Source organism: Phaeobacter sp. JH20_34 (assembly GCF_048056095.1).
Classification (GTDB): Bacteria; Pseudomonadota; Alphaproteobacteria; order Rhodobacterales; family Rhodobacteraceae; genus Phaeobacter; species Phaeobacter bryozoorum.
In genome coordinates this window covers 222,451-245,085 of sequence record NZ_JAYMWT010000011.1, presented here as the reverse complement: position 1 = coordinate 245,085, position 22,635 = coordinate 222,451, and the positions used below count along the sequence as shown (strand labels likewise).

Annotated in this window: 27 protein-coding genes; 14 read left to right on the top strand and 13 right to left on the bottom strand. The window is 58.4% G+C overall.

The annotated features are described in order from the left end of the window. Positions 1–51: 51 nt before the first annotated feature. The 3 genes from VWZ81_RS10575 to VWZ81_RS10565 are packed head-to-tail and all read right to left on the bottom strand — an operon-like array spanning position 52 to position 3,246. The gene (locus VWZ81_RS10575; RefSeq protein ID WP_416538490.1) at positions 52–942 is read right to left on the bottom strand and encodes a phosphotransferase; all 891 of its coding nucleotides are present in this window, start codon (positions 940–942) and stop codon (positions 52–54) included. Positions 943–971: 29 nt separating this feature from the next. Beyond that, positions 972–1,658 carry a flagellar hook capping FlgD N-terminal domain-containing protein gene (locus VWZ81_RS10570; RefSeq protein ID WP_340547069.1) on the bottom strand — a complete coding sequence of 229 codons (687 nt, stop codon included), beginning with the start codon at positions 1,656–1,658 and terminating at the stop codon, positions 972–974. Positions 1,659–1,662: 4 nt separating this feature from the next. After that, positions 1,663–3,246 carry a flagellar hook-length control protein FliK gene (locus VWZ81_RS10565; RefSeq protein ID WP_416542682.1) on the bottom strand — a complete coding sequence of 528 codons (1,584 nt, stop codon included), beginning with the start codon at positions 3,244–3,246 and terminating at the stop codon, positions 1,663–1,665. A gap of 236 nt (positions 3,247–3,482) precedes the next feature. Between VWZ81_RS10565 and VWZ81_RS10560 the strand changes: the two genes are divergently transcribed. The 5 genes from VWZ81_RS10560 to flbT all read left to right on the top strand — a co-directional run bounded on the left by VWZ81_RS10560 (position 3,483) and on the right by flbT (position 6,003). After that, positions 3,483–3,770, top strand: coding sequence for a rod-binding protein (locus tag VWZ81_RS10560; RefSeq protein WP_416538492.1), 288 nt, complete (start codon positions 3,483–3,485; stop codon positions 3,768–3,770). Next, on the top strand, positions 3,763–4,122 hold the full coding sequence (gene flgN / locus VWZ81_RS10555) for a flagellar export chaperone FlgN (RefSeq protein WP_340547066.1): 360 nt from the start codon (positions 3,763–3,765) through the stop codon (positions 4,120–4,122). Before VWZ81_RS10560 ends, flgN begins: the two co-directional genes overlap by 8 nt. Before the next feature lie 208 nt (positions 4,123–4,330). Beyond that, positions 4,331–5,143, top strand: coding sequence for a flagellin (locus VWZ81_RS10550; protein WP_416539911.1), 813 nt, complete (start codon positions 4,331–4,333; stop codon positions 5,141–5,143). 81 nt (positions 5,144–5,224) lie between these two features. Further along, positions 5,225–5,596 carry a flagellar biosynthesis regulator FlaF gene (flaF, locus tag VWZ81_RS10545; protein WP_340547064.1) on the top strand — a complete coding sequence of 124 codons (372 nt, stop codon included), beginning with the start codon at positions 5,225–5,227 and terminating at the stop codon, positions 5,594–5,596. Positions 5,597–5,598: 2 nt separating this feature from the next. Next, entirely contained in the window at positions 5,599–6,003 is a 405-nt protein-coding gene (gene flbT, locus VWZ81_RS10540; protein WP_416534381.1) for a flagellar biosynthesis repressor FlbT, read from the top strand. Between the two features lie 741 nt (positions 6,004–6,744). On the opposite strand, the gene VWZ81_RS10535 is transcribed toward flbT, so the two are convergent. Continuing rightward, positions 6,745–8,073, bottom strand: a complete 1,329-nt coding sequence (locus VWZ81_RS10535; protein WP_340547063.1) for a FliI/YscN family ATPase — start codon at positions 8,071–8,073, stop codon at positions 6,745–6,747. An 88-nt stretch (positions 8,074–8,161) separates the two neighbouring features. Here VWZ81_RS10535 and VWZ81_RS10530 point away from each other — a divergent pair, with 88 nt between their 5' ends. From VWZ81_RS10530 to VWZ81_RS10490, 9 genes are read left to right on the top strand one after another with little or no spacing between them, the layout of a single operon-like run. After that, positions 8,162–8,551: a FlgB family protein gene (locus VWZ81_RS10530; protein WP_340547062.1), complete on the top strand. Its 390-nt coding sequence runs from the start codon at positions 8,162–8,164 to the stop codon at positions 8,549–8,551. Between the two features lie 12 nt (positions 8,552–8,563). Then, positions 8,564–8,956 carry a flagellar basal body rod protein FlgC gene (gene flgC / locus VWZ81_RS10525; protein ID WP_340547061.1) on the top strand — a complete coding sequence of 131 codons (393 nt, stop codon included), beginning with the start codon at positions 8,564–8,566 and terminating at the stop codon, positions 8,954–8,956. 44 nt (positions 8,957–9,000) lie between these two features. Beyond that, positions 9,001–9,297: a flagellar hook-basal body complex protein FliE gene (gene fliE, locus VWZ81_RS10520; RefSeq protein ID WP_340547060.1), complete on the top strand. Its 297-nt coding sequence runs from the start codon at positions 9,001–9,003 to the stop codon at positions 9,295–9,297. A gap of 4 nt (positions 9,298–9,301) precedes the next feature. Then, entirely contained in the window at positions 9,302–9,574 is a 273-nt protein-coding gene (locus VWZ81_RS10515; protein ID WP_340547059.1) for a flagellar biosynthetic protein FliQ, read from the top strand. Further along, positions 9,574–10,290 carry a flagellar hook-basal body complex protein gene (locus tag VWZ81_RS10510; protein ID WP_340547058.1) on the top strand — a complete coding sequence of 239 codons (717 nt, stop codon included), beginning with the start codon at positions 9,574–9,576 and terminating at the stop codon, positions 10,288–10,290. The genes VWZ81_RS10515 and VWZ81_RS10510 overlap by 1 nt, the downstream gene beginning before the upstream one ends. Before the next feature lie 10 nt (positions 10,291–10,300). Then, on the top strand, positions 10,301–11,086 hold the full coding sequence (flgG, locus tag VWZ81_RS10505; protein ID WP_340547057.1) for a flagellar basal-body rod protein FlgG: 786 nt from the start codon (positions 10,301–10,303) through the stop codon (positions 11,084–11,086). Then, entirely contained in the window at positions 11,086–11,502 is a 417-nt protein-coding gene (gene flgA, locus VWZ81_RS10500; protein ID WP_340547056.1) for a flagellar basal body P-ring formation chaperone FlgA, read from the top strand. Before flgG ends, flgA begins: the two co-directional genes overlap by 1 nt. After that, entirely contained in the window at positions 11,502–12,242 is a 741-nt protein-coding gene (gene flgH / locus VWZ81_RS10495) for a flagellar basal body L-ring protein FlgH (protein ID WP_340547055.1), read from the top strand. The genes flgA and flgH overlap by 1 nt, the downstream gene beginning before the upstream one ends. A 9-nt stretch (positions 12,243–12,251) precedes the next feature. Next, positions 12,252–12,740, top strand: coding sequence for a flagellar basal body-associated FliL family protein (locus tag VWZ81_RS10490; protein ID WP_340547054.1), 489 nt, complete (start codon positions 12,252–12,254; stop codon positions 12,738–12,740). Between the two features lie 78 nt (positions 12,741–12,818). On the opposite strand, the gene VWZ81_RS10485 is transcribed toward VWZ81_RS10490, so the two are convergent. The 9 genes from VWZ81_RS10485 to VWZ81_RS10445 form a co-directional block, all read right to left on the bottom strand. Continuing rightward, positions 12,819–13,220: a hypothetical protein gene (locus VWZ81_RS10485; RefSeq protein ID WP_340547053.1), complete on the bottom strand. Its 402-nt coding sequence runs from the start codon at positions 13,218–13,220 to the stop codon at positions 12,819–12,821. Then, positions 13,220–14,299, bottom strand: a complete 1,080-nt coding sequence (gene flhB / locus VWZ81_RS10480) for a flagellar type III secretion system protein FlhB (protein WP_416534385.1) — start codon at positions 14,297–14,299, stop codon at positions 13,220–13,222. The genes VWZ81_RS10485 and flhB overlap by 1 nt, the downstream gene beginning before the upstream one ends. Then, positions 14,296–15,075, bottom strand: coding sequence for a flagellar biosynthetic protein FliR (locus VWZ81_RS10475; protein ID WP_416534386.1), 780 nt, complete (start codon positions 15,073–15,075; stop codon positions 14,296–14,298). Before VWZ81_RS10475 ends, flhB begins: the two co-directional genes overlap by 4 nt. Continuing rightward, positions 15,072–17,165: a flagellar biosynthesis protein FlhA gene (flhA, locus tag VWZ81_RS10470; protein ID WP_416534387.1), complete on the bottom strand. Its 2,094-nt coding sequence runs from the start codon at positions 17,163–17,165 to the stop codon at positions 15,072–15,074. Before flhA ends, VWZ81_RS10475 begins: the two co-directional genes overlap by 4 nt. Positions 17,166–17,178: 13 nt before the next feature. After that, positions 17,179–17,979, bottom strand: a complete 801-nt coding sequence (locus tag VWZ81_RS10465; protein ID WP_416542681.1) for a transglycosylase SLT domain-containing protein — start codon at positions 17,977–17,979, stop codon at positions 17,179–17,181. Between the two features lie 139 nt (positions 17,980–18,118). Continuing rightward, a complete protein-coding gene (locus VWZ81_RS10460) occupies positions 18,119–20,575 on the bottom strand; it encodes a hypothetical protein (RefSeq protein ID WP_416542758.1) in 2,457 nt (818 codons plus the stop codon). Beyond that, entirely contained in the window at positions 20,575–21,444 is an 870-nt protein-coding gene (motA, locus tag VWZ81_RS10455) for a flagellar motor stator protein MotA (protein WP_340547048.1), read from the bottom strand. Before motA ends, VWZ81_RS10460 begins: the two co-directional genes overlap by 1 nt. A gap of 77 nt (positions 21,445–21,521) precedes the next feature. Then, the gene (locus VWZ81_RS10450) at positions 21,522–22,169 is read right to left on the bottom strand and encodes a hypothetical protein (RefSeq protein WP_340547047.1); all 648 of its coding nucleotides are present in this window, start codon (positions 22,167–22,169) and stop codon (positions 21,522–21,524) included. Further along, positions 22,169–22,633, bottom strand: a complete 465-nt coding sequence (locus VWZ81_RS10445) for a hypothetical protein (RefSeq protein WP_416534389.1) — start codon at positions 22,631–22,633, stop codon at positions 22,169–22,171. Before VWZ81_RS10445 ends, VWZ81_RS10450 begins: the two co-directional genes overlap by 1 nt. Between the last annotated feature and the right edge of the window lie 2 nt (positions 22,634–22,635).

Sequence of the window (22,635 nt, the reverse complement as noted above, 5' to 3'; positions counted from 1 at the left end):
AATGAATTTGGGATTGACGGTGTTGTTGCGAAATGGCTCCCGCAAAGCCCCTCAGGCGGCTGCGAGGCACGCGTCCAGAGCTGCCCGTTCCAGCCGATAGGCGCGGCTGTCCGCCTCACCGTCGCGTTCGTCGCGCCACCGGCAATAGGCCACCATGCGCCAGTGGAACCAGGGTTTCAGCTCCAGGTAGCGCGCCACGACCTGCGGATCAGGGTAGGCCGCCAGGAATGCCGCCTCCTCAACTGCAGATAACGGTGCACCGCGATAGACTTGCTGCATTGCCGGAGACAGGAATAGCGCGACGTCCTCTGCCGGATCCCCGATCTGTGGGCATTGCCAGTCGATCAATGTCAGCTGCCCATCGCAGGTCACTATGTTGCCAGGAACCGGATCCCCGTGGATGAGTCTAGGGACGCCAAGCGGTGCGACAGGTCTCGTGGGTTCAATCCGCAACAGGTCATTGCCCATGCGACAATGGCCCAGAATGGTGCGGGTCTGGGCGGCAATCTCTGCGCTGCCAGATATGCCGTTTGGAAGATCTGGAATGACAGGCTGTGTGTGCAGACGTCCCAGCAGTTCTGCCACATGGGTGGTACCGGAGGACCAGGTCACCCCGGGCGAGTGTTGATAGGCCAGCCAGTCGCGCCCTTCGAACTGACCCGCGGCCAGCGGAGTCGGCACCATGCCAGTGCGGTAAAGCGCGCTGAGTGCCGCCTGCTCGCGTGAGGGATCATTGGCAAACAGCGGGTTGGCATTGCCTCTGCCATAGAGCTTCACAACAATACCGCCCAACCGCCAGACCCGGTTGGAGCGACCGCCCAGCAGCGGACATGGCGCAGCGTCGCTCAGGCCGAGGCCAGCGAGATGCGCAAGAAAACGTGTTTCGAACTGTGTCCGATGGTGTTGCAGGTCAGGCTCCGTCGCTATGGTCTGTGTTACCACACAGTCCAGGTCTTCGGTGCCATTATGCGTCAGACTGCAGGTGCCGTAGGTTCACGCAATGCTGTCACCGATGACGCCAAAATCGCCGAGCCGCCCTCAAGGATCAAGGCCACTTCGTTGCCCCGCATCTGAGTTTCTTTCACCCTAGTATAGGTCTCAGCAGTATCGGAGAGAACGATTTCACCGTTTTTCTGGCTTTCCAGCGTGAAACTATAGCTGCCAGCATCAAACGCGTACCCGTCATCGTCAATACCCTGCCACTGATACGGCTCGGCAGTGACCGGTAGGCTGATCCGCTGAACTTCCTTGCCGCTATCATCCTTGACCACCAGGTGAACAGTGTCCGCGATCTGGGCTGGATTGGGCGACACGGTGACAGGATTGGTCCCGTCAAAATAGGCAGGCGCCGCAGACCGTGTTTCCATACCGACCCAGCCCGACATAGCTGCCATATTGGCGAGACCCAATTGGGCCTGGATACCTTCCAGAACCTCATTGCCCTGAACCTGCTGCTCGACCATGGAAAACTGTGCCAGCTGCGCAGAGTACTCTGTCGAATCAATGGGTTCCAAAGGGTCCTGATATCGCGCCTGCGCCGTGAGCATCTTCAGAAACGTCTCAAAGTCAGAGGCAATTCCGGTGGCTTTTTTCGGTTCCGGCGCGGCGGTCGCTGCCTGTTGCTGTTGCGGTGCCGCAGCACCCGATACAGTTGTCATCGTCTTACATCCTCATATCAAGCCCAACCTCACCGAGGTTGAGTGATTGTGTCATCGGTTCTACGGGGAGATCGGCCATCTCTTCCTCGCCACGCCCTGCGGATCGACCCGCTGGGGTATGGGAGGCGTCATGGCCACCGCCCTGATTGGAGGTCTCACCGCCTGAGAACTGGAACGAGATATCCTCAAATCCCATGCGCCGGAATTCATCCGCCAGTTCGTTGATATGGCGGCGCATCAGATCGCCGGTTTCGGCGCGTTCGGTCTGGATCATGACGCTGACGCCGGTATCCGTGACTGAAACACGCATATTCACATGCCCCAGCTCCTTGGGATTTAGAGCAACGTCAACGTTGCGATCCCCTTTCATCGCGAGGGCTTCGGCCATCTGATTCGCAATCAGACGAGGGGTTTCCGGCTTGTGAACGGTTCCCGGGCTCACGGTTGCCTCGGTCAGCAATTGCGCCAGGCCTGGTAGTTCCATTCCTGTGCTGCCGCCTGTGACCTTGGCCCCTCCGGCCTCTGCTGAGGTCAGCGAATCAAGCGCTAGCGCCGAAGTGGCGTTGGCGCTAGGCATCGCGGCAGTCAGGGCCCCGGCACCAAGGCCGAAGCGGGCCGTCGAATAGGTGCCCTGCGGGATATGTCCAGCGGTCTGAGCGGCTGTGTTCTGCTGTATCTGCTCAGACGCGGCGCGCCGGGCTTCAAATTTCTCTCGTACGGGCGGCGGTGCTGCCTCTACCGGTATCGGTGTTGCCGTCCGCTGTTGCTCGACGGGCTGGGTCTGCTGCGCCGAAGGGGGTTTAACCGCCTCCTTTGCCGCTTCAGACTGCGGTGCCGTTGCAGCCAGCGACTGCGCGGTTTTTTGCTCCGCCTGAGTACGTGCTGTGGACTGCGCAAGGGCATCAGTGCCTGCAGGCTGGCGGTTCAACCCTGCACCGGTGCCAGGCACCTCGGGCGTCGCTGTGCGGTGATCACCGGTCAATTGTCGATCCGCCTTGGCTTCGGCGCTCGTCGGATCGCCCTTCAGCGCAAGCTTTTGATTCGCCTCTGCCGCGGCGCGTTCCGGCATGCTGGCTGTCTCAGACTGCGCCCCTTGAAGCCCTCCGTTGCGGGGATCACCCACCGCCTGTGCCCCAGCTTCAGATTGTTGGATCATCGCAGCGGATCCGGCAGTTTTTGCAGCATCCGAGGCTGCTTTAAGGTTAGCAGCCTTATCATCCGACGCGCCGTCAACCGTTCTTTCGGATTGCATCGCCTGCTTGCCGCTTTCGGCATCGGGATCAGATGATCCATCGGTCTGATTGCCGCTCTGGCCGATCGCCATTGGCGCAGGATGCGCGCTGGGCACCTCATGCTGTTCAGCTGTCGTTTCCGGCTGAACCATCACGATTTTGGGGTCTTCAGAAATCTGTTCTTCGCTCGACGTATCTTGCCGGGCTTCGTCGATGGGCGCCTCTGCGTCACCATCTTGTACGATTTGATTCGCTTTTTCCGAAGCGCCGGACGCTGAGGTCTGCTGTTCTGCGAGTTCCTCAACCTCGGTCACCGCGGTTTCTGCGCTATCCGAAGATTTTGCAGTCTCTGCCATAACCGCGTCAAAGCTTGCGCCTTTACGCGATTTTGCCGATTCGCCTTGCTGGATCTTCTCCGATCCCTGCGCTCCACCAGAGGTGGGAGTCGTAAGTGCGTTGATAAACATTGGCTTCCAGACATTCTATCTCGATCCATGCACCTTAACGCCAATCGGTTACGGCAATTTTAACCGATCATCCGCCAAAATAGAAAAAATCGAAGCAATTTCGACGTCTCAGAATGAGGTACATCATGGAACAGATTGCTCAACTACCGGCGCTACAGCGCCCCCAAGCGATCAAACCGCCACAAGACCCGCTGCGCAAAGCAGCTCAGGAACTTGAGGCGACCTTTCTTACAGAAATGTTGAAATCCGCAGGCCTTGGCGAAAGCCGCGAAACCATGGGCGGCGGCGCGGGCGAAGATCAGTTTTCCAGTTTTCTTGTGCGCGCACAGGCGGAGCAGATCTCCAAAGCAGGCGGTATCGGCCTGGCAGAATCACTTTATCACGCATTGAAAGAGGCACAGACCAATGACTGATCAGACACCGCAACAACTGATTGAGGAACTCGATTCCCTGCTTGATGCCGAACGCGCGGCATTGGTCAGTGGCAATCTGCAGGCGCTGGAGCCGCTGCTTGCAAAAAAAGAGGCAATCATCACGACGCTGAATATGACAGCCGATCTGGAGCGCGAGGCTCTGGAGCATGTCCAGGGCAAGGTTTCGCGCAATCAGGTACTGCTCGATAGCGCGATGGAAGGTATTCGGGCGGTGGCTGCCCGGATGGCCGAACTCCGTCGTGTGCGCAAGGGGCTGGATGTCTACGATCAGTCGGGGCGGAAAACCCGCTTTGCGACCGGGGGCACACCCAGCTTGGAAAAACGGGCATAACCAGCCCAATTTAGGGAAAATTCTAGCAATGGAATTTCCGGCATTAGCACTCCTTTAGCACATAGTAGGCCAATGTCACTTTGCACCTTCCAAAGAGGGTGGCGCGGAAGCCGGACGGCGGAACGCATAGTCAGAAAGACGTCAGAGAGCGCCCTTCGGGGCAGGGAAACCAGAGGTCAAAACGCCTCTAATCAAAGGAATACATGCTATGTCCAGCATTCTGACTAACAACGGCGCAATGGTTGCACTGCAGACCCTGCAGTCCGTGAACAACAGCCTTGACGAAACGCAGAGCCAGATTTCGACCGGTAAGCGTATCGGTTCGGCCAAAGACAACGCGGCCGTTTGGGCGATCTCCAAGACCATGGACTCCGACATCGCCGGCTACAAGTCGGTACAGGAATCCCTGGGCGTTGGTGAGGCAACTGTTGCTGTTGCTCTGTCCGGTGCCGAGCAGATCGTTGAAACTCTGACCGAGATGAAGCAGCTGGCGATTTCCGCGAACTCGGAAAACGTTGACCATGCTAAGATTCAGGACAGCATTGCCAAGAAGGCGGCGCAGATCGAATCGATCATCGACTCTGCTGAATTCAACGGGGCCAACCTGCTCGATGATACGGTCACCACTGCACTGACTGTTCTGGGTGGACTGGATCCGACCGCAGATACAATCACTGTGACCTCGATCGACTCGGCAGCAAACATCAGCACAGCCGGTATCACCACCATTACCGACGTTGCCACCGCGGCTACTGCTCTGACCGATATCGAAACTATGTTGGGCAACGCGATTGATGCGGCAGCTCAGCTGGGTGCGGACTCCAACCGTCTGTCCGACCAGGGCATGTTTGTGTCGAAACTGTCCGACTCCCTGACAATGGGCGTCAGCACCATGACCGACACGAATATGGAGGAATCCTCTGCAAGGCTGAAGGCGCTGCAAACCCAGCAGCAGCTGGCGGTGCAATCATTGTCGATTGCAAACCAGGCGCCACAGACCCTGATGCAGCTGTTCCGTTAATGACGGCTTGATCTGGGGCGCTGTTGCGCGCCCCAGATCCCCTATCGCAGAGAATCTGTAGATTACATGTTAGGATAACACGTGAATGCCCTTCTAAAGGCGAAGAGCGCCTATTCGGCGGCGAAGGCCCCGACCCGAACTGCAAAGAACCTCGAATATGAAGTCATTGCCCGAGTAACACGTCGCATGGTTGCGGCCGCACAGAAAGGTAAGCCTGGGTTTACCGAACTTGCCGCAGCGCTCACCGATAACCGTAAACTCTGGTCGATCTTTTCAATCGAGGTTGCAAGTCCAGGGAACCCACTCCCGGATGAACTAAAAGCTCAGTTGCTCTCGCTTGGGGAATTTACCCATCAACACACCAGTAAAGTCTTGGCCCGCAAAGCGGACGTGCGGCTGCTGGTCGAAATCAACACGGCCATTATGCGTGGCCTTCGCAGCGGAGCGTCCTGAATATGAGCGGATTGGTCCTGAAACTTGCCCCGAAAGAGCGGGTATTGGTGAATGGTGCAGTAATTGAAAACGGGGATCGGCGCAGCCGGTTGTCGATCGTAACTCCGGATGCAAATATCCTGCGCCTGCGCGATGCCATCCATCCCGAAGAAGCCAACACGCCGGTACGTCGCGTCTGCTACGCCGCGCAGCTGGTCCTGTCTGGCGATGTTAACGGCGAGGAAGATCGCTTGCAGATGTTGCGCCGGATTGAAGAGCTGAGCCAGGTCTTCACCGATCCGGACAGTCGCGCCTCGCTGGCAGAGGCCACTGATGCGGTTCTCTCCGACAACCATTACCGGTGCTTGAAAGCGTTGCGCACCCTCTTGCCACGCGAAGACCGGTTGATGGCAGTGCGCCCATCATGAGTTCTCAGCCGATTATGCCGGAAACGGCATCGTCGGCTGGAATTGTCATCACAGAGAATGATCAGGCCGCCTTGGGCCTGTGAAGCACAATCCAGGTGTGGGCGTGAAAGCAGGCGTCTCACACAGAATTTGAGTTCGAATATTCTGCCTCGCCTCATGTACATATGGTGATAACGGCAGACACCCCAGTCAAACGGCGGACATCCCGATCAGATCCGCTGGCTCAGAGCGAATTGCTCGTCCCTCGGATCGATTGGCAGACGCAGCATCTAACGGCATCAGCATCAATTAGATCACTTGCGTGGTGCAGCGGCCCGCCCAGACCACCTCAATGTCGCTATTCTTATCTGTAGCGGCGGGGCGCATTTTACCAAATGCTTGATCGATATGGCAGATGTCGGCGGCCTTTCATCTGCGACAGATTGCTGTGATGCTGATCACTTCGCCTTGGATAGATTTCTGGTTGGAGCGCGTGCACACAGGATAGCTATGCGCCCTGTTCTGGACCGTGCGCGGCGTCTGAAGCAGGTTCGATATCCCTGACATGAGGCATTGGCGCAGTTTTCAACCAGCTGGAGAAGCTGCTGCTCCGTCCCGTCAGAACCCGGCGCGGCCTGTGCGGATCACAAACCTCTCCATACGTCAGTCTGCTCACAATCTGCATCTGCTCGCAGGACGTCGTCTTGACTATGCGGTCGTACTGCTGGCGTCCGTCGATAGAAACCGGGGTACAAGATTGCCCTATCGGATCGCCACGGCGCGTCGCATCATCAGCATCAGGCGGTTGAAACTGCTCTGTATCCCTTCCGGGTCTGCTCTACCGAAAAAGGAATCCAACTCAGGCCAGAGCTTTACGGCCTGATCAAGTGTGACGTCGTTGCCCTCGGAGTAAAGGCCTGCGCGAATCATAACTTCGGATTGCTCATAGGCGCCCAGGTATTTGCGAACATCCAGAATCGCTGCATTCTCGTCAGGCGATGCAGCGGCCGGCAGGCTACGGGAGACGGAACGCGAAACGTCGACAGCCGGAAACCGCCCCCGCTCCGCGATTTCGCGGTTGAGCACGATGTGACCATCAAGGACGCCTCGCAGAATATCGGCAATCGGCTCATCCATATCGGAGCCTGCAACCAGAACACTGAAAATAGCTGTGATATCCCCCTGATTCTCGTTCCCGGGACCGGCTCGTTCGCAGAGGCCGGTGATCAGCGGAGTGACCGAAGGCGGGTATCCACGCAGTGCCGGAGCCTCGCCGGATGAAACGGCAATTTCTCTATGTGCCTCGGCAAACCGGGTCACCGAATCTGCCAGGAACAAGACATTTTTCCCCTGGTCGCGAAAGTGTTCAGCAACCGCCATAGCCGACCAGGCGCAGCGACGGCGAACCAGCGCCGACTGATCCGATGTGGCCGCGACGACCACCGCACGCTTCATCCCCTCGGCACCCAGCACGTCCTTTACGAAGTGGTTGACCTCGCGTCCGCGTTCGCCAATGAGCGCAATGACAACCACATCAGCTTCCATATTCTGCGCCAATGTTGACAGCAGCGTGGATTTCCCCACACCGGATCCGGCAAAAAGTCCGACACGCTGACCTTTGACAATCGGCAGAATCGTATTGAACACCGCCAGCCCAGTGGCGAGTCGTTCTCCCATCGGGCGACGTGAGGCGGCTTTGGGCGGAGAAGCCATCAGATCCCGCGTGGCTTCGCCGCGCATGAGAGGACGTCCGTCCAATGCTGCACCAAAGGGATCAATCACCCGGCCGATCCAGCTGTCAGAGGGCGCAAAATCCGGCGTCGGATGCAGAAGTACAGCATCGCCAATCGCCACGCGATCTGGCGCTGTATCAGGTAACATGCTGACTTCACTGCCAGAAATTCTCATGACCTCGCCCTGCAACGGGTCGCTTCCGGCTCTGCGCAGAATCAGGCGGTCACCGATACGTGCCTGGCCGTTCAACCCCGATACCGTGATTGCACCACCTGATATTTCCGACACCCGACCCACCGCCGAAGACAGTCTTTTGTTCGCCAAATCCTGAGTCAATGCGTTGATGGCTGAGATCATGTTCTGGTGTCTCCAACTGTTCCTGAAAACAATTTCTAAAGGAATTGGGGTTAAGCCTTGATTGAAATTGATCGAGGGAGAAGCCCCGGTGTTTAAAGAACTGAACGTCTTTAAGATTGCCTACTCAATGGCGACCCATGCAGGGAAGCGCCAGGCATTGGTGTCACAGAACATCGCCAATGCCGACACGCCAGGCTACCATGCCAAGGATATCAAGCCTTTCAAAGAGGTATACGCTCAGGGTTCGCGCCCCGGCGACATGATCGCCAGCCGCTCCAACCATCTGAACGGTGCCTCAGGCAATGGGATGGACTGGGCTGTGACCCAGACCAACAACAGCACTGACCCCAACGATAATTCCGTCTCGATCGAAACCGAAATCCTGAAAGGGGTCGAGGTGAAGCGGCAGCATGATCGTGCTTTGGCGATATACAAATCGTCGATGAACGTTTTGCGCAGCAGCCTTGGCCGGAACTGAGGAGGTTAGATCATGAGCGAATTTTCCAAGTCCCTTTCCGTTTCCGCAAGCGCACTGAAGGCACAGGCAAGCCGTCTGCGCCACGTGTCGGAGAATATTTCCAATGCGGACACGCCCGGTTATCGCCGGAAGACCGTCCCGTTCGAAGCGGTGCGCGATCTGCGCACGGATGTCGAGAAGGTCGAAGTTGGTCCGGTGCGTCTGGACCGGTCAGACCTGGAGCAGATCTTCGATCCCTCGCATCCGCTGGCTGACGACAGCGGTCATTACGAAGGGTCCAACGTCGATCTGATGATCGAGATTGCCGACGCCCGTGAAGCTCAGCGCAGCTACGAGGCCAACCTCAAGATGTTCGAACAGGGGCGGCAGATGTCGTCCTCGCTGATGGAACTGCTGCGCAGATAACATCGAAATTTTCTGAAACACACTGACATACTTGGAGATCCAGAATGGATATTCGCAGTCTTTCCGCCACAAACGGCTATGCCGCAGCGCGTCCCGCAACCAAAGTTGACCCCGAGCACGCGCCAACAAGCGCCGAAGCCCGGATCAAGGCCAGCTTTGAGGAATTTGCCGGCACGCTCCAACAAAGCGAGCAGGTCTCGGTCACCGCCATGACCGGCAACGGCGATCCGCATGCCCTGGTACAGGCACTGGCACAGACGGAGCTTGCCGTGGAAACCGCAGTGACCGTGCGCAACAAGGTCGTCGAAGCCTATCAGGAAATCCTGCGGATGCCGGTGTAAGCCGATGATGAGCGAAGGGCTTTTCTACGACACTCTGCGCCAGGCTCTCTGGGCTGCGGTCATGATGTCGACGCCGGTTCTGCTGGTCGCGCTGGTCGTCGGCCTCGCGATCGGCCTGTTTCAGGCTCTGACATCGGTGCAGGAAATGACCCTGACCTTTGTCCCGAAGCTTACCGCCATTCTTGTCGTTTTCTGGATGACCATGGGGTTCATGACGCAAACCCTGGTCGCCTTTTTTGATGGGCACGTTGTGCCGCTGATTTCAGGAGGTCTGTAATGGGAGACACCGGTTACACCACCTTGTCCCGCCAATCCGGTCTGATGCGCGAAATGCGTGTTGTGGCAAACAATATCGCCAATTCCGCCACCACCGGCTACCGGGCTGAAGGCTTGATCTTCTCGGAGTTCATCCAGTCTGCCCCCGGCCAGGAATCCCTGTCGATGGGGCGGGCCAACATCCGTAACACCTCCATGGCACAGGGGGCGCTGACCCAATCCGGCGGTGACCTCGATCTCGCTATTGAAGGCGACGGTTACTTCATGGTCGAAACTCCGATGGGTGAGCGCCTGACCCGGTCGGGGGCGTTTTCAACCAACGCCGAAGGCGATCTCGTCACTATGGATGGCCATCGGGTTCTGGATGCGGGCCGGGCGCCGGTCTTCATTCCGGGGGATGCCAAGTCGATCAAATTCGGCGCCGATGGCACGCTGAGCGCGGACGGTCGCGCCCTTGGACAGATCGGCATTTTCAAGCCGGAAGAGAATTACCAGATGGTCCGTGAAGACGGGGTTATGTTCCGTGTTGATGGAGAAATCGAAGTGGCCGGAGAAGCGCGCGTGCTTCAGGGCTTTCTCGAAGGCTCCAACGTCAATGCCATCTCTCAGCTGGCCCGCATGGTCGAGATTCAGCGTGCCTATGAAATGGGCCAGAGCTTTCTTGAGACCGAACACGAACGTGTCCGCAACGCCATCAAAAACCTGACTAAGTCGTAGGAGTACCCCCATGCGCGCCCTCAAGATCGCCGCAACCGGAATGACCGCGCAGCAACTGCGTGTAGAGACGATTTCGAACAACCTCGCCAATATGAATACCACTGGTTACAACGCACGGCGTGCGGAGTTTGCGGACCTGCACTATCAGCAGGTGACGCGGGCCGGCACGGTAAATGCCTCTGATGGAACCGTGCTGCCAACCGGTGTGCAGGTCGGTCTTGGTGTGCGTGCCTCGGCGATTTCCATTCACCTGGCCCAGGGTGCCCTGACCCAGACCGGCAACGATCTGGACGTCGCAATTGACGGGAAGGGCTATCTGGAGGTTACCCTGCCGTCCGGCCAATCCGCCTACACCCGTGATGGCGCGCTCAAACGGTCGGCCGAAGGGTTGATTGTCACCTCCGACGGGTTCACCGTGTCGCCGGATATCACCATCCCGACCGATGCACGCAATGTGTCGATCAATGCCGAGGGCGAGGTCTATGCCTATTTCGACGAGGCCGCCGAAGGTCAGTTGATGGGACAGCTGACACTTGCCGGCTTCTCCAATCCCAAGGGTCTCGAAGCGCTGGGCAGCAACCTCTTTGTCGAAACCGAAGCCTCCGGCGCAGCCAGCGTGGCGACGCCCGGCGAGAATGGTCTTGGTACTCTGCGCCAGGGCTACCTGGAGGCCAGTTCCGTCGATGCCGTGCGCGAGGTCACCGAGCTGATCGAAGCGCAGCGCGGCTATGAAATGAATGCCAAGGTCATCTCTGCCGTCGATCAGATGATGGGCGCAACCACACAGGTCCGCTGATGAAACCGATCCTCGCCATTATGATGCTGCTCTGCGCCCAACCTGTCTGGGCCGATATACTGGTCCCCGTGCGCACCATCCGCGCCAAGGAAATCGTGACGGCCGAGGATCTGGTTCTGAAACAGGCCGAGGTGCTGGGCGCGATCTCAGATCCTGCTCTCGTGATCGGGCAGGAGGCGCGCGTGGCACTCTATGCGGGGCGGCCGATGCGTCCCGGTGATGTCGGCCCTCCGGCCATCGTCGATCGCAATGATCTGGTCACCATTCGTTTCAAACGTGGTGGACTTACCATCCTCGCCGAGGGCCGCTCGCTTGGCCGTGGCGCAGATGGAGAGGCCATACGTGTCATGAATTTGTCGTCACGCACAACCATCAGCGGACGGATCGCCGCAGATGGAACAGTTGAGGTAAACTGATGAAAAATAGAATTTATTTGGCAAAATCCGCCCTTGCTGGTGTGATCATGCTCAGCGCCTGCGGACGGCTCGACCATGTTGGCAAGCCTCCCACGTTCAGCCCGGCAAATGAATCGCCCGAGCATGTCGCCATGCTGTTTCAGGGGCTGCCGGTCGATACCCAGACACAGCGTCCGGTCGACCAGGCCTCGCTCTGGAGCGGCTCGCGTCAGTCGCTGCTTGGGGATCGGCGGGCAACCAAACGGGGCGATATCCTGACGGTCGTCATCGAGATTGACGAAGAGGCCGAAATTTCAAACGACACCAAACGGTCCCGCTCCGGGTCCGAGAGCTTGGCGCTGCCGCAGCTGCTGGGCCTGCCGCAGCGGATTGACCGGAAATTGCCGGACGGTGCCACGATGGCTGATGCCGTCGATATCGGCAGCAGCAGCAGCTCGGGTGGCAAAGGGTCCGTGAAACGGAGCGAGAAACTGGAACTGCGGGTTGCCGCGACTGTGGTCGATGTCCTGCCGAACGGTGTTCTCTCCATCAACGGTACGCAGGAGCTGCGCGTCAACTTTGAGATGCGCGAATTGCTGGTGACCGGTTATGTCCGCCCCGACGATATCAGCCGTCAAAATGAGATCACCTACGACAAGATCGCGTCCGCGCGGGTCTCATATGGTGGCCGCGGCCAGATCACTGATGTCCAACAACCGCGTTACGGCCAGCAGGTGCTGGACGTGATCCTGCCATTCTGAGGCCTGCACATGCTGTCAAAACTACTGCCTGTCATTCTACTGCTGGTCGGAACTGCCGGAGGTATCGGCGCCGGGATCATGATGGCTCCGGCACCGGCCCCAGAAGACCACGCTGAGGATAGCGGCGAACATGCCGAGGAGATCACTCCGGAGCTGCCGGGTGATGAGGAAGAGCAGCGCGAATACATCAAGATGGCGAACCAGTTCGTGGTTCCCGTTGTCGAGCGCGAACAGCTGTCCTCGCTGGTGGTGGTGTCGCTCAGCCTGGAAACCAAGGCTGGCATGAACGAGAAGATCCACGCTTATGAACCCAAGTTGCGGGATATCTTTCTGCAGGTTCTGTTCGATCATGCCAATATGGGTGGCTTTCGCGGGGCCTTCACCCGATCCGACATGTTGACACCGCTGCGGACCGCGCTGCGTGAGGCCGCGCAGAAACAACTGGGCAAAGATATCTATGACGTCCTGATTGTAGAGATGTCGCGACAAGACGTCTGACCAATGCACTACCGAAAAGAGAAAGGCCGGTTCATTCGAACCGGCCTTTCTCTTAGATGCCATCCTGTGTCAGGTGGCTCAGTCCATATTCATCAGGCGATTGTGCAGTTTCTGCGCCTTGTCTTTCTTGACCCTCAGGCGCTCTTCGATCGCCATTGTCTCCACCGCGTGTTTGCGACCGAATGCCTTGCGCAGATTGTCCATTGCCCGCAGTTTCTGTGCCGTGATCTGCGCCAGTTCCATATTCAACTCTCGACGGGCGCGGGTATGCCAGCCCTGCCACAGAAGATCGGCACCAAGCGCTTTCATTGCATGGTCGGAGCTGGCCAGATCGCGGCTGTCTTTGATCTGCTGGTCCAGCTTAGTCAGCTGGCCGCGCACGCGGGCTTCCGCATCCAGAACCGGCTTTACCTTGGCATGTTCCTGCAGATACAGGGCTTCGGTCACATCGGCCATCTGATCGAGCATTTTCTGCTTCATCACACCATCCCCTTGGCCCGTTGGCGCATGTTCTCCGCAAAGCGGATCGCGGCGGCAACCGGCGCATAATGCTCTTCGTGAATTTCCTCGCCGATCTGAACCGCGGCATGCAGGGCGCGCGCGGTCGGCGGATCGCTATGGATCGGGACACCATTCTCATTGGCAACTTCGCGAATGATAGCAGCGACTTCATCCACCCCCTTGGCCACACAGACAGGCGCCTGTCCTGGTGCACGGTCCCATTTCAATGCGACGGCGTAATGAGTCGGGTTGACGATAACGACATCTGCCTTTGCCACATCTGCGACGCCTTGGCCCATGGCAATCTGATGGGCCTTTTGTCGGCGGGCGCCCTTTAGATGCGGGTCGCCTTCGGACTCTTTGCTTTCGTCCATGATTTCCTGGCGGGACATCATGTTTTTCCGATTGTGCTCTGCCTGCTGAAACGCGGCATCGATGACACCAATACCCAGCGCGATGATCAGCGCGAGGATGAGAAACTCCAGTGCCAGCTGCGCCATCATCATCACGACGACAAAAGCACCGGTGGCAGAAGACGCGATCATATCCGGCAGCCGATAGTTCAGGTAGACACCCATGCAGACCGAGTAGAGGATCAGCTTTACGGTGCTCTTGAAGAACTCAAAAAGGCCCGAACGCCCGAATTTATTCTTGGCGTTGGAAATGATCGAGATCTTTGAGAGTTTTGGCTCCAGCTTGCTGGGAGCAAAAACCAGGGCCCGCTGGGCGACAATGGACAGGAAAACAGCGGCCATAGGGACGATAAAGATCGGCAGACTTGAGGTCCCGACAGCCATCATGATCCCGCCAACCGGCACGGTACCGGCGCCGTTGAAGAATAATTCTGCCAGCCGGTCGGGTTGATCGAGAAATGACATCAATATCGTGCCGATTTCGGCGACAACGTCTGCCCCCGACACGTAAATCGCGATGATCAGCCCGAGATAGGACGCCGCCACCGACAGGTCGGTAGATTTTGGAACTTCACCTTTTTTCCGAGCTTTCTCAAGCTTCTGCGGTGTTGGTTCATATGACTTGTCTGAGTCGTCGTCGCTCATGGCATCCCCTCACCCGGATTGGCAAAGAAGCTCATAAGCGCGGTGCTCCAGATATCCAAGATCATTGGGCTGGCAACCATCAGGATTGCGAGACCTCCGAAGGTAACCACCGGCGCACCGACAAAGGCCACCATCAGCGCGGGCATGGCGCGGTTGATGACACCCAGTGTCAGATTGTAGACCATCGAGCCGATCAGGAACGGTGCAGCGAGAGAGAACCCCATCGCAAAGGCGCGCGAAACACGGTGTACACCCCAATCCGACAGGCCGGATGCCGCCGGGAATTCACCCACCGGGAACATCATGTAGCTGTAGATTATGAATTCAGCCACACGGATATGAAGACCCAACATGACCGCCAGCGCCAATCCCGAGATCAACAGGACGGCGCCAATAGCGGGCATTGGCTCGGCACCGATACCGCCCAGAACCTGTGCGAGAGACGTCGACTGCGCGGCAATTGTTCCGGCGATCTGGATTGCATGAACAAACATGCGGATCGCGACCCCGAGGGCCAGACCAACAACGGCTTCACTCAGCGCGAGACTGGCGTAATGCAGCGGGCTGGCCGGTTCCGGCAGCAACGGCAAGGCCGGCGCCACGATAAATGTGAACGCCAGCGAAATGGCCAGTTTGATCCGCACCGGGACATATTTTTCGCCAAAGGCGGGTAGTACGGACACCATGGCCGCAACCCGCAGAAAGACGATGGCCCCATGCCAAAAGCCGGCGCCCAGAAGGGCGACCAGCTCAGGCGGCAGAAAGCCAATGCTCATGCCGGAACCATGCCTACCAGGGCAGGTCTGGCCTCAAGTCCGATTTCCTCGAAAGACAAAACCGGATTGAGGATGCCGCGTGATTTCAGGATTGTCCGCAGGTATCGACGACGCCGGGTCGAGGTAACAACCGCTGCAAAAACACCCTGTTCGGTCGTACTGTTCAGTCGGTCGCTCAGCCCCTCGGCCAGTCGGTTGAACTGATCCGGCGGCAGCGCGATATCGACGGCGCCACCCTGAGCGTCGATCTGGTAGGTAGAGAAGGTCTCTTCCCATTCCGGGGCCAGCTGGATCAGCGGAATGGTCCCATCCTCGCGCTTCATCTCACCAACCAGCTGGAAACCCAAACGTTGGCGCACATGCTCACAGATGATCTCGGGCTGGTTGGTATGGAGGCGTGCCTCGGCAATCGATTCGAGAATGAGAGGCATGTTGCGGATGGACACCCGCTCCTCCAGAAGCAGACGCAAGACGCTGTGCAACGTGTCCATCGGCACCTTGTCCGGCACCAGTTCGTCCAGCAGTTTGCGATTTGCCTCGGCGCGGAAATCATCTGTCAGCTCGGTCATTTCGTTCAGCAGGCGGCGCAGGGATTTCAGCGTCAGCAGACGCGGGAAGTTCTGCTTGATCACTTCCAGCAAATGGGTGGCCAGAATTTCCGGTGCGGTGACGATTGTGGCGCCTGAGAGCGCTGCATCTTCCTGGCTCTTCGAAGATATCCAACGCGCAGGTGCACCATAGACAGGTTCTGTCACATCGGTGCCGGGCGGCAGGGCTGCGTGATTGTCGGGCATCAACGCGAGCACCATTTCGGGATGCAGAATGCCGCGCACCTGTTCCACCCCTTGCACTTTGATCACATAGGTGCCGGTCATCAGCTCAGGCTCATCCGTCAGGCGGATCTCCGGCAGGATAAGCCCAAAGGTGGTTGCCACATGCGTCCGCATATTGGCAATGCGGGCATCCAGCCCGGTCCCGGCATCCAGAACCATGCTCACCAGATCCGGTGCGAATTCCAGGTGCAGGTCGTCCAGATCGAGGATGTCACCCAGCGCCCGGTTTTCCTTCGGCTCCATGACTTCTTCGATCCGCTCGTCCATATCCGCTTCTTCGCGGTCCTTCATGTTCTTGCTCATCTTATATGCGGTGTATCCCAGTACAGCGCCCCCCACCATGAAGGGGATAAACGGCAGACCCGGAACCAGCGCAAACAGCGACATGAGCACGGCAACGGTTGCCAGAGCGGCCGGATGTTTGCCCAGCTGATCGGCCAGCGCGATATCGGTCGAGCCCGTCGCACCGCCGCGGGCCAGCAAGAGAGCTGCCGCAATCGAGATGATGACCGAGGGGATCTGAGATACCAGACCATCGCCAACCGTCAGGATCGCATAGGTTTCAAATGCGGAAACAACCGGCATGTCGTGAACAAGCACGCCCATGATCAGGCCCATGATCAGGTTCAACAGGGTGATCAGCAGGCCGGCGATTGCGTCGCCTTTTACAAATTTGGACGCACCGTCCAGGGAGCCGAAGAATGTTGTTTCGCGTTGTTCCACCTCGCGACGCTCGCGCGCTGTGGCGTGGTCAATGGCGCCGGCCGACATGTCGCTGTCGATTGCCAGCTGCTTGCCTGGCATCCCGTCCAGTGCAAAGCGGGCGCCGACCTCGGCCATCCGCGCTGCACCTTTGGTAATGACCATGAAGTTCACGATCAACAGCACCCCAAAGACAACGAGGCCAAGGAATACACTGCCCCCCATGACGAACTGAGCGAATCCCTCGATCACCCCGCCTGCGGCATCGGTGCCGGTATGGCCCTGACCGATAATCAGTTTTGTCGAAGACACATTCAGCGACAACCGCAGCATCAGAGAGGCCAGCAGGATCGTCGGGAATGATGAGAAATCCAGAGGCCGCTCGATAAACAAGGTGATTGTGAAGATCAGGATCGCAAGCCCGAAGGAAGCCGCGAGACCGATATCCAGAACCCAGGCTGGCATCGGCAGAATCATCATCACGATAATCGCCATCAGCGCGAGTGCGAGCAGCACGGTGGGGCTGAACAGTTTTTGTATATCAATATTTGGCACGGAAATTCAGCCCTTATTTCAGTACGATGAGAGCCTGCGCGGATGCGCCGCTGCCCGTTAATGGGACCAGTGAGCCCAATCGAGCTGCGCCGGAGGGCGCTGCGCCTTGGGTGATCAGCGGTGAGGGATTGTGAAGCATGGCGAGCGGTTGCGGGGCAGAGAAGGTGGCCCGTTTGCGCTCCACCGGCAGCGCGGCAACGGTCTCGACTGGCTTCAGATCAGCCCGAACCCGATCGAAACGTGCTGTATAGCGATTTGCATAGGTCGGCGTGCGCGAGTGATAGGCGCCGGCCGCCTGGGACCAATCGCCGAATTCATCATGCAGTTCGCGCAGGAAGCGCGCCGCATATTGCGCATTGGCAAGTGGATCGAACATTTGGTCAATCGAGTCGAACGCCTGACCATGCCATTTGAAGTTGATCTGGAAACACCCGACATCAAAGCTGCGCGCGCCGCGCTTGAAGTGCGAGAAGACATAGGCTCTCGCCTCATCTTCGGTCTGAAACCACTTACCGGCGCCTTCCATATTGACCGTCCACGGCCATGGCTGAAGCCCTTGTTTGCCGCCACGACCGGTTTCCGTTCTGGTAATCGCGCGCAGAACGTCCAGTGGCACGCCCTGATCACGTGCCGCGCGCCGTGCGGCGAGATCACATAACGCCGAAACCTGCGGTGAGGACGCATGTCCGGTCTGCGGTTTCAAAAACACCAATAGCCCCAGCGCCGCACAAAAAAGCGCAGGCCATACTGGCAAACTGACTGTGCAGCGGGCACATCGCCGCTGTTGTCTGAAAAGAAAGCTCAATTTCGGCATTCTGCCTGTCCAAATGAGGATTCACCCTAAGTCCGAGCCTAAGACCAGAGCATTGACAAACCGTTATCATCAGATGCGCCAAGACCGCCGGTGAGGCGGTCCTGGTATCTGTCAGCGTGGCAGAAAAGATCGTTGTCAGCTATGATCCGTCTTCGGAAAGCTCTGGCTGCCGCGTCACCTTCTGCAGCAGATCGGCAATACCGCCGCGTGTTCCCTCGCTGCTTTCGACCAGGGCCCTCGCATGAGCTAGGGGCGGCAAACCACTTGGTTCTTTTGCAGTTTCTTCGATCTGTGTCGTCACCCTCGCGACTCCGCCAAACTGCTGCGCAACATCAGCATCAATGGTTGCAAGATTCTCGCGATCTTCCGAGTGCCAGAAACCGCGCGCCGCCGCATCCTCTTCGTCTTCTTCAAGAAGATATTCGCCAGCTCTTGCATATTCACCGTTTCGCCACAGCGCTTCGGCGCGCAGCTTATTTGCTTCAGACCCGGACAGCCCCATCAGCTCCACCAGCGCGGAGTGCGGTTTGTCCATCGCGAGTGCTGCCTTGGCCAGAAGCAGGCGTCGTTTGGCGTTGCCGGGTTCCATGGCGAGCTTCTTCAGGATCGACTGTGCCTGCTGCGCAAACCCGAGATCAAGCAGCCGCTGAGCCACGATATCGGCAATCGGAGCTACCTCGGCCGGGGTACCATTGGCCGCAATGACCAGCGCATACTGCAGGAATGTCACATCATCTGCGCGTTCCGTCAGCAATGTCAGAAGCGGTTCCAGCGCGGCAGTGCGCGCTGCAGGACCATCACGTCTGCTCAAGGCATCCAATTCGTTGAAGCTGTCATGGAACTGGCCGGTCAGGGCCAATGCCGAGACCACGGCGCGGCGCAAGTCCATGCCCAGTGGGCTATCGCGATTCTCGACCTCATAGGACGCGGCAAGATCCGGGACATCCGGCGACAGCGCAGAGCGCTCGGCAAAGCTGAGATCAATCAGCTCAATCAAGGCACGGGGGGCGTTTTCCGTCCGCTCCGCGACCTCCTCCGTCAGCTCCTGAGCCACGGTTTCGACGTCACCTTCCAATTTGGCGATTTCGGCTTCGGCCAGATTGATTTCGGGCACGTGGTCGACGCCGGTACGATCAACCGAACGCAGCGTGGCGCCCGCCAGATGAGGGTCACCGGCCTTTGCAAAAAGCGTGCTGACCCGCGGGCCGACCTGGACCCGCAAATGTGGTGGCAGCTTGGCAAAGGCCTGCTGGATTGCATCCGTCTTTGCGTTTTTCTTGATCGTGCCATCGGCCAGCGCTGCCCAAAGCGCCACTTCGCTGTCGCAGACCTGTTGCCCGGCGAAGGCGTGGTTTACGCCAAGGTCCTGACCGTCCAGCACAGCCCCCATCGCGGTCAGCGCCACGGCATCATCATGTTCCGCTGCGCCAGACGGCATCATACGCAAGATCGCCTGTGCCTCAGCACCGAACCCAAAAAAGAGATAGGCCCGCGCCAGGGTTAGGACGGCAGCCGGATCGACATCGTCGAATTCACGCACCAGTTCAGCCCGAAGCGGTGATATCTGGTCAGAGAATGGCTCATCAGTGCCCCATTCATGGATGGCAAGCTGTGTGCTCGACAAGCAGTGTGTCGGCTGATTGGAATCGCCCGAGCGGCGCGCAACCAGGCCGGTTTCGCGATCCACGGAGGACGTGACAGAGATCTGGTCCAGCGGATTAAGAGGGCGATCACGGCTGCTCAGCGGGTCAAGGATATGTCCGGCGGGACCATCGTGAACTTCTACACCAACAAGCTCCAGAAGGCCCTGATTGGTTGCCCGGCTGATCTGTTGCAACAGCCGCTGTTCAGATTCGTTGACTGTGGCTGCGCGCTCCGTTTCTGACAGGTCGAGCAGCATATCGGTATCAACCTCTACCGGGACCGGTGTTGGTTCCGGGGCTGGCGCGGCGGCAACACTTGTGCCCCCGGCAGGATTTGCTTCAATGTTTGTGTGGGGTGTCCGGTTCAGATTGAGGGGCAGCACCACGGCTGATGGGGCGTCCGCCACAGCTACGGGGAGGCGCTGTACCGGATTGGGCCGGTCGGAGCTGTCGGACGTGACGCCGGCTAGATCGAGTGCGGCGCGTGCATCAGCAGCCGCGCGCGCGGCTAGATTGAAGCGATAGCCTGCGCTGTTGAACGTGCCGGGCAACAGAGGCAAGGGCGAGCCTGCGATGACACGCCGCTCGGCCCCGGCGGGGCCATCGGCGATATCGATCACCAGATACCCGTCCTTCTGCACGAAGGAGGTCACCTCACATGCGCAACCAAGCTGTAGGTTTAGCGGTTGTCCGGGGCCGGCCTGCGACACAGATTGCAGGCGCGTCCGCGGAATAAGATCGAAGATTCGGGATGTATCAAACACCACTGTTGGCGTTTCAATGACCACCTGCGCCGATTGGCCTGACTGACGCAGCGACCATGGCGCGCCATTTGGAAGCCGCATGACCAGCCGGGAAAACCCGTCATGCTCTCCCGAACGGGCGACCACCGTCTGGGCATCCACAGATGCCGCAGCCAGGGTAAATGCTGCAAGGGTCAGCGCGCGCCACATCATGCTGCGTCCTGTTTCACCGACTTCAACGCGTCTTCCAGCTCAGAGAAGCCGGGGCGAATATGCGACGGGGTGTTCTGACGTCCGACTTCGATGCAGATCGCTGCGGCATGATTGTGCAGATTTGCCACCAGAACTTCTCGGATGAGGGAGTAGAAATGCGCATCTTCCTCGGTTACCGACTTCACCTTGCCGGCGAAGGGGCCAACCAGACCGTAGGCCAGGAAAACGCCAAGGAATGTCCCGACAAGCGCGCCACCAATCAGCTTACCCAGGACTTCCGGGGGCTGGTCGATCGAGCCCATCGTCTTGATGATCCCGAGAACCGCCGCAACAATCCCAAGCGCGGGCAGCCCGTCTGCAAGTGTCTGAAGCGCATGGCTGGAATGCAGCGCGTGATGAAGATTTGCCTCGATGCGCTTTTCCAGAACCTCTTCCACCTGATGGGGGTCGTCATAGTTCATCGAGGCGGACCGCATGGTATCACTGATCAGGTTCACCGCCTCTTTGTCGGCGAGAATCTTGGGATACCGGTTGAAGACCGATGAGTTCTCGGGATCCTCGATATGTTGTTCGACCTCAACGGGATTGGCCCGCGCGATCCGGATCAGAGAGAACAAGAGACACAGAAGATCGCGATAGTCGTCGGCCTTCCACTTGGGACCCTTGAACACTTTGCCCATGTCCTTCAGCGTGTGTTTCACGCCGCCGATGTCATTGCTGATCAGAAAGGCCCCGATACCGGCGCCGCCGATCATCATGAATTCAAACGGCAGGGCCTTGATGATGATTGTCATCTTACCACCGGCCAGGAGATATCCCCCGAACACCATGACAAAGATAACCACGATGCCTACAATACCGAGCATTAGGTCCACTCCGAATTTCGTTTGTTTCTACAAGTTTAGGCGATTCACGTTAAAAAAGCCTGAGGAGCAGCGCTTGCTTACTCCTTTGGAACAGACCCGTTGCGACCCGCCAGGACCACGCTGATTGTATAGGCTGCCTGCGGGCTGAGCCCGGCCATGATGCCTGCGGCTGCCTCAGGGCGCATGCGCGCGAGGAAACCAGCTGCAAATGCCGGATCCATCTCCTCAAACAGCGCTGCTGATTCCTTGGGTTTCATCTGCTCGTAGACCGCAGTCAGACGCGTCAGATCCCCTTCTGTTGCACCATCGGCGAGAGCCAGTGTCGATTTCAGCTCTTCCTCCGCCTGTTCCAGCGCAACAAGCTTCTGTTCGATTGCATCATCTGCGATCTCGAGCGCCTTCATGCGATCTTCAATCTCGGCCTCGCGCGCAGACAGTGCAGCTTCGCGCTCCTGAAAGGCCGCCAGCATGTTCTGGAGCTCTGCCGATGACGGCATCGACTTACCGTTCAAGGTGCCTTTCGGCTCATCCTTCAGAGTCGATTCGTCCTGTAGGTTTGCAACTTCCCGGGCGATCGCCGGTCCTGCCTCCAGCCCGAGGCGCACAATAGCGGATCCCATCAGCAAGAAGGCCAGCATCATGAGCGCACCGCTGCGTGTCCGCTTCATGCGCGTTGCTTTTTTTGGTTTTGCCTTCGGGGCTTTGGTCTGTGCTGTCTTGGCCATTATGCTACCCGGCCCTGCGAACGGTTGTGGCGGACAAACATCAGCCCTGCAGGTTTTGCAGGCTCAGGTTCCGGTGCCGCTTCTGGCTCGGCATCGGCTTGATAAGCGGCGGCGAGCGCGTCGTTTTCTTCGGCAGCTGCGGGTTCGGGTGCCTGTGCCTTAGGCTCAGGCGCCGCAACTTCGGGCATGTCGTGCATGGATGCCATCATCAGCTCCAGGCGTTGTGCAACCGATTCGGCCCGGCCGGTCAGCTGGTCCAGAGCCTTGCTCGATCCATCCGATACATGGCGTGCTGCCAGCAGTGATTTATTCAGGTCATCGACCTGGGCGGAGAGCACGGCAACCGCTCCTCCCACACCTTTCTCCAGGTCGTTGAAACGCTTCAGCCGTCGCGAGAGCACCAGGCAATAAAAGCCTGCCCCCATGGCCCCGGCCGCAAGCAGGATATCTGCAATCAGTTCCATCC

What these genes read in the sequence shown, in the direction of transcription:
- VWZ81_RS10570 (WP_340547069.1), bottom strand. Translation starts at nt 1,658, where the DNA reads ATGACAACTGTATCGGGTGCTGCGGCACCGCAACAGCAACAGGCAGCG.
- VWZ81_RS10565 (WP_416542682.1), bottom strand. Translation starts at nt 3,246, where the DNA reads ATGGCAGAGACTGCAAAATCTTCGGATAGCGCAGAAACCGCGGTGACC.
- VWZ81_RS10560 (WP_416538492.1), top strand. Translation starts at nt 3,483, where the DNA reads ATGGAACAGATTGCTCAACTACCGGCGCTACAGCGCCCCCAAGCGATC.
- flgN (WP_340547066.1), top strand. Translation starts at nt 3,763, where the DNA reads ATGACTGATCAGACACCGCAACAACTGATTGAGGAACTCGATTCCCTG.
- VWZ81_RS10550 (WP_416539911.1), top strand. Translation starts at nt 4,331, where the DNA reads ATGTCCAGCATTCTGACTAACAACGGCGCAATGGTTGCACTGCAGACC.
- flbT (WP_416534381.1), top strand. Translation starts at nt 5,599, where the DNA reads ATGAGCGGATTGGTCCTGAAACTTGCCCCGAAAGAGCGGGTATTGGTG.
- VWZ81_RS10535 (WP_340547063.1), bottom strand. Translation starts at nt 8,073, where the DNA reads ATGATCTCAGCCATCAACGCATTGACTCAGGATTTGGCGAACAAAAGA.
- flgC (WP_340547061.1), top strand. Translation starts at nt 8,564, where the DNA reads ATGAGCGAATTTTCCAAGTCCCTTTCCGTTTCCGCAAGCGCACTGAAG.
- fliE (WP_340547060.1), top strand. Translation starts at nt 9,001, where the DNA reads ATGGATATTCGCAGTCTTTCCGCCACAAACGGCTATGCCGCAGCGCGT.
- VWZ81_RS10515 (WP_340547059.1), top strand. Translation starts at nt 9,302, where the DNA reads ATGATGAGCGAAGGGCTTTTCTACGACACTCTGCGCCAGGCTCTCTGG.
- VWZ81_RS10510 (WP_340547058.1), top strand. Translation starts at nt 9,574, where the DNA reads ATGGGAGACACCGGTTACACCACCTTGTCCCGCCAATCCGGTCTGATG.
- flgG (WP_340547057.1), top strand. Translation starts at nt 10,301, where the DNA reads ATGCGCGCCCTCAAGATCGCCGCAACCGGAATGACCGCGCAGCAACTG.
- flgA (WP_340547056.1), top strand. Translation starts at nt 11,086, where the DNA reads ATGAAACCGATCCTCGCCATTATGATGCTGCTCTGCGCCCAACCTGTC.
- flgH (WP_340547055.1), top strand. Translation starts at nt 11,502, where the DNA reads ATGAAAAATAGAATTTATTTGGCAAAATCCGCCCTTGCTGGTGTGATC.
- VWZ81_RS10490 (WP_340547054.1), top strand. Translation starts at nt 12,252, where the DNA reads ATGCTGTCAAAACTACTGCCTGTCATTCTACTGCTGGTCGGAACTGCC.
- VWZ81_RS10485 (WP_340547053.1), bottom strand. Translation starts at nt 13,220, where the DNA reads ATGAAGCAGAAAATGCTCGATCAGATGGCCGATGTGACCGAAGCCCTG.
- flhB (WP_416534385.1), bottom strand. Translation starts at nt 14,299, where the DNA reads ATGAGCGACGACGACTCAGACAAGTCATATGAACCAACACCGCAGAAG.
- VWZ81_RS10475 (WP_416534386.1), bottom strand. Translation starts at nt 15,075, where the DNA reads ATGAGCATTGGCTTTCTGCCGCCTGAGCTGGTCGCCCTTCTGGGCGCC.
- VWZ81_RS10465 (WP_416542681.1), bottom strand. Translation starts at nt 17,979, where the DNA reads ATGCCGAAATTGAGCTTTCTTTTCAGACAACAGCGGCGATGTGCCCGC.
- VWZ81_RS10460 (WP_416542758.1), bottom strand. Translation starts at nt 20,575, where the DNA reads ATGTGGCGCGCGCTGACCCTTGCAGCATTTACCCTGGCTGCGGCATCT.
- motA (WP_340547048.1), bottom strand. Translation starts at nt 21,444, where the DNA reads ATGCTCGGTATTGTAGGCATCGTGGTTATCTTTGTCATGGTGTTCGGG.
- VWZ81_RS10450 (WP_340547047.1), bottom strand. Translation starts at nt 22,169, where the DNA reads ATGGCCAAGACAGCACAGACCAAAGCCCCGAAGGCAAAACCAAAAAAA.
- VWZ81_RS10445 (WP_416534389.1), bottom strand. Translation starts at nt 22,633, where the DNA reads ATGGAACTGATTGCAGATATCCTGCTTGCGGCCGGGGCCATGGGGGCA.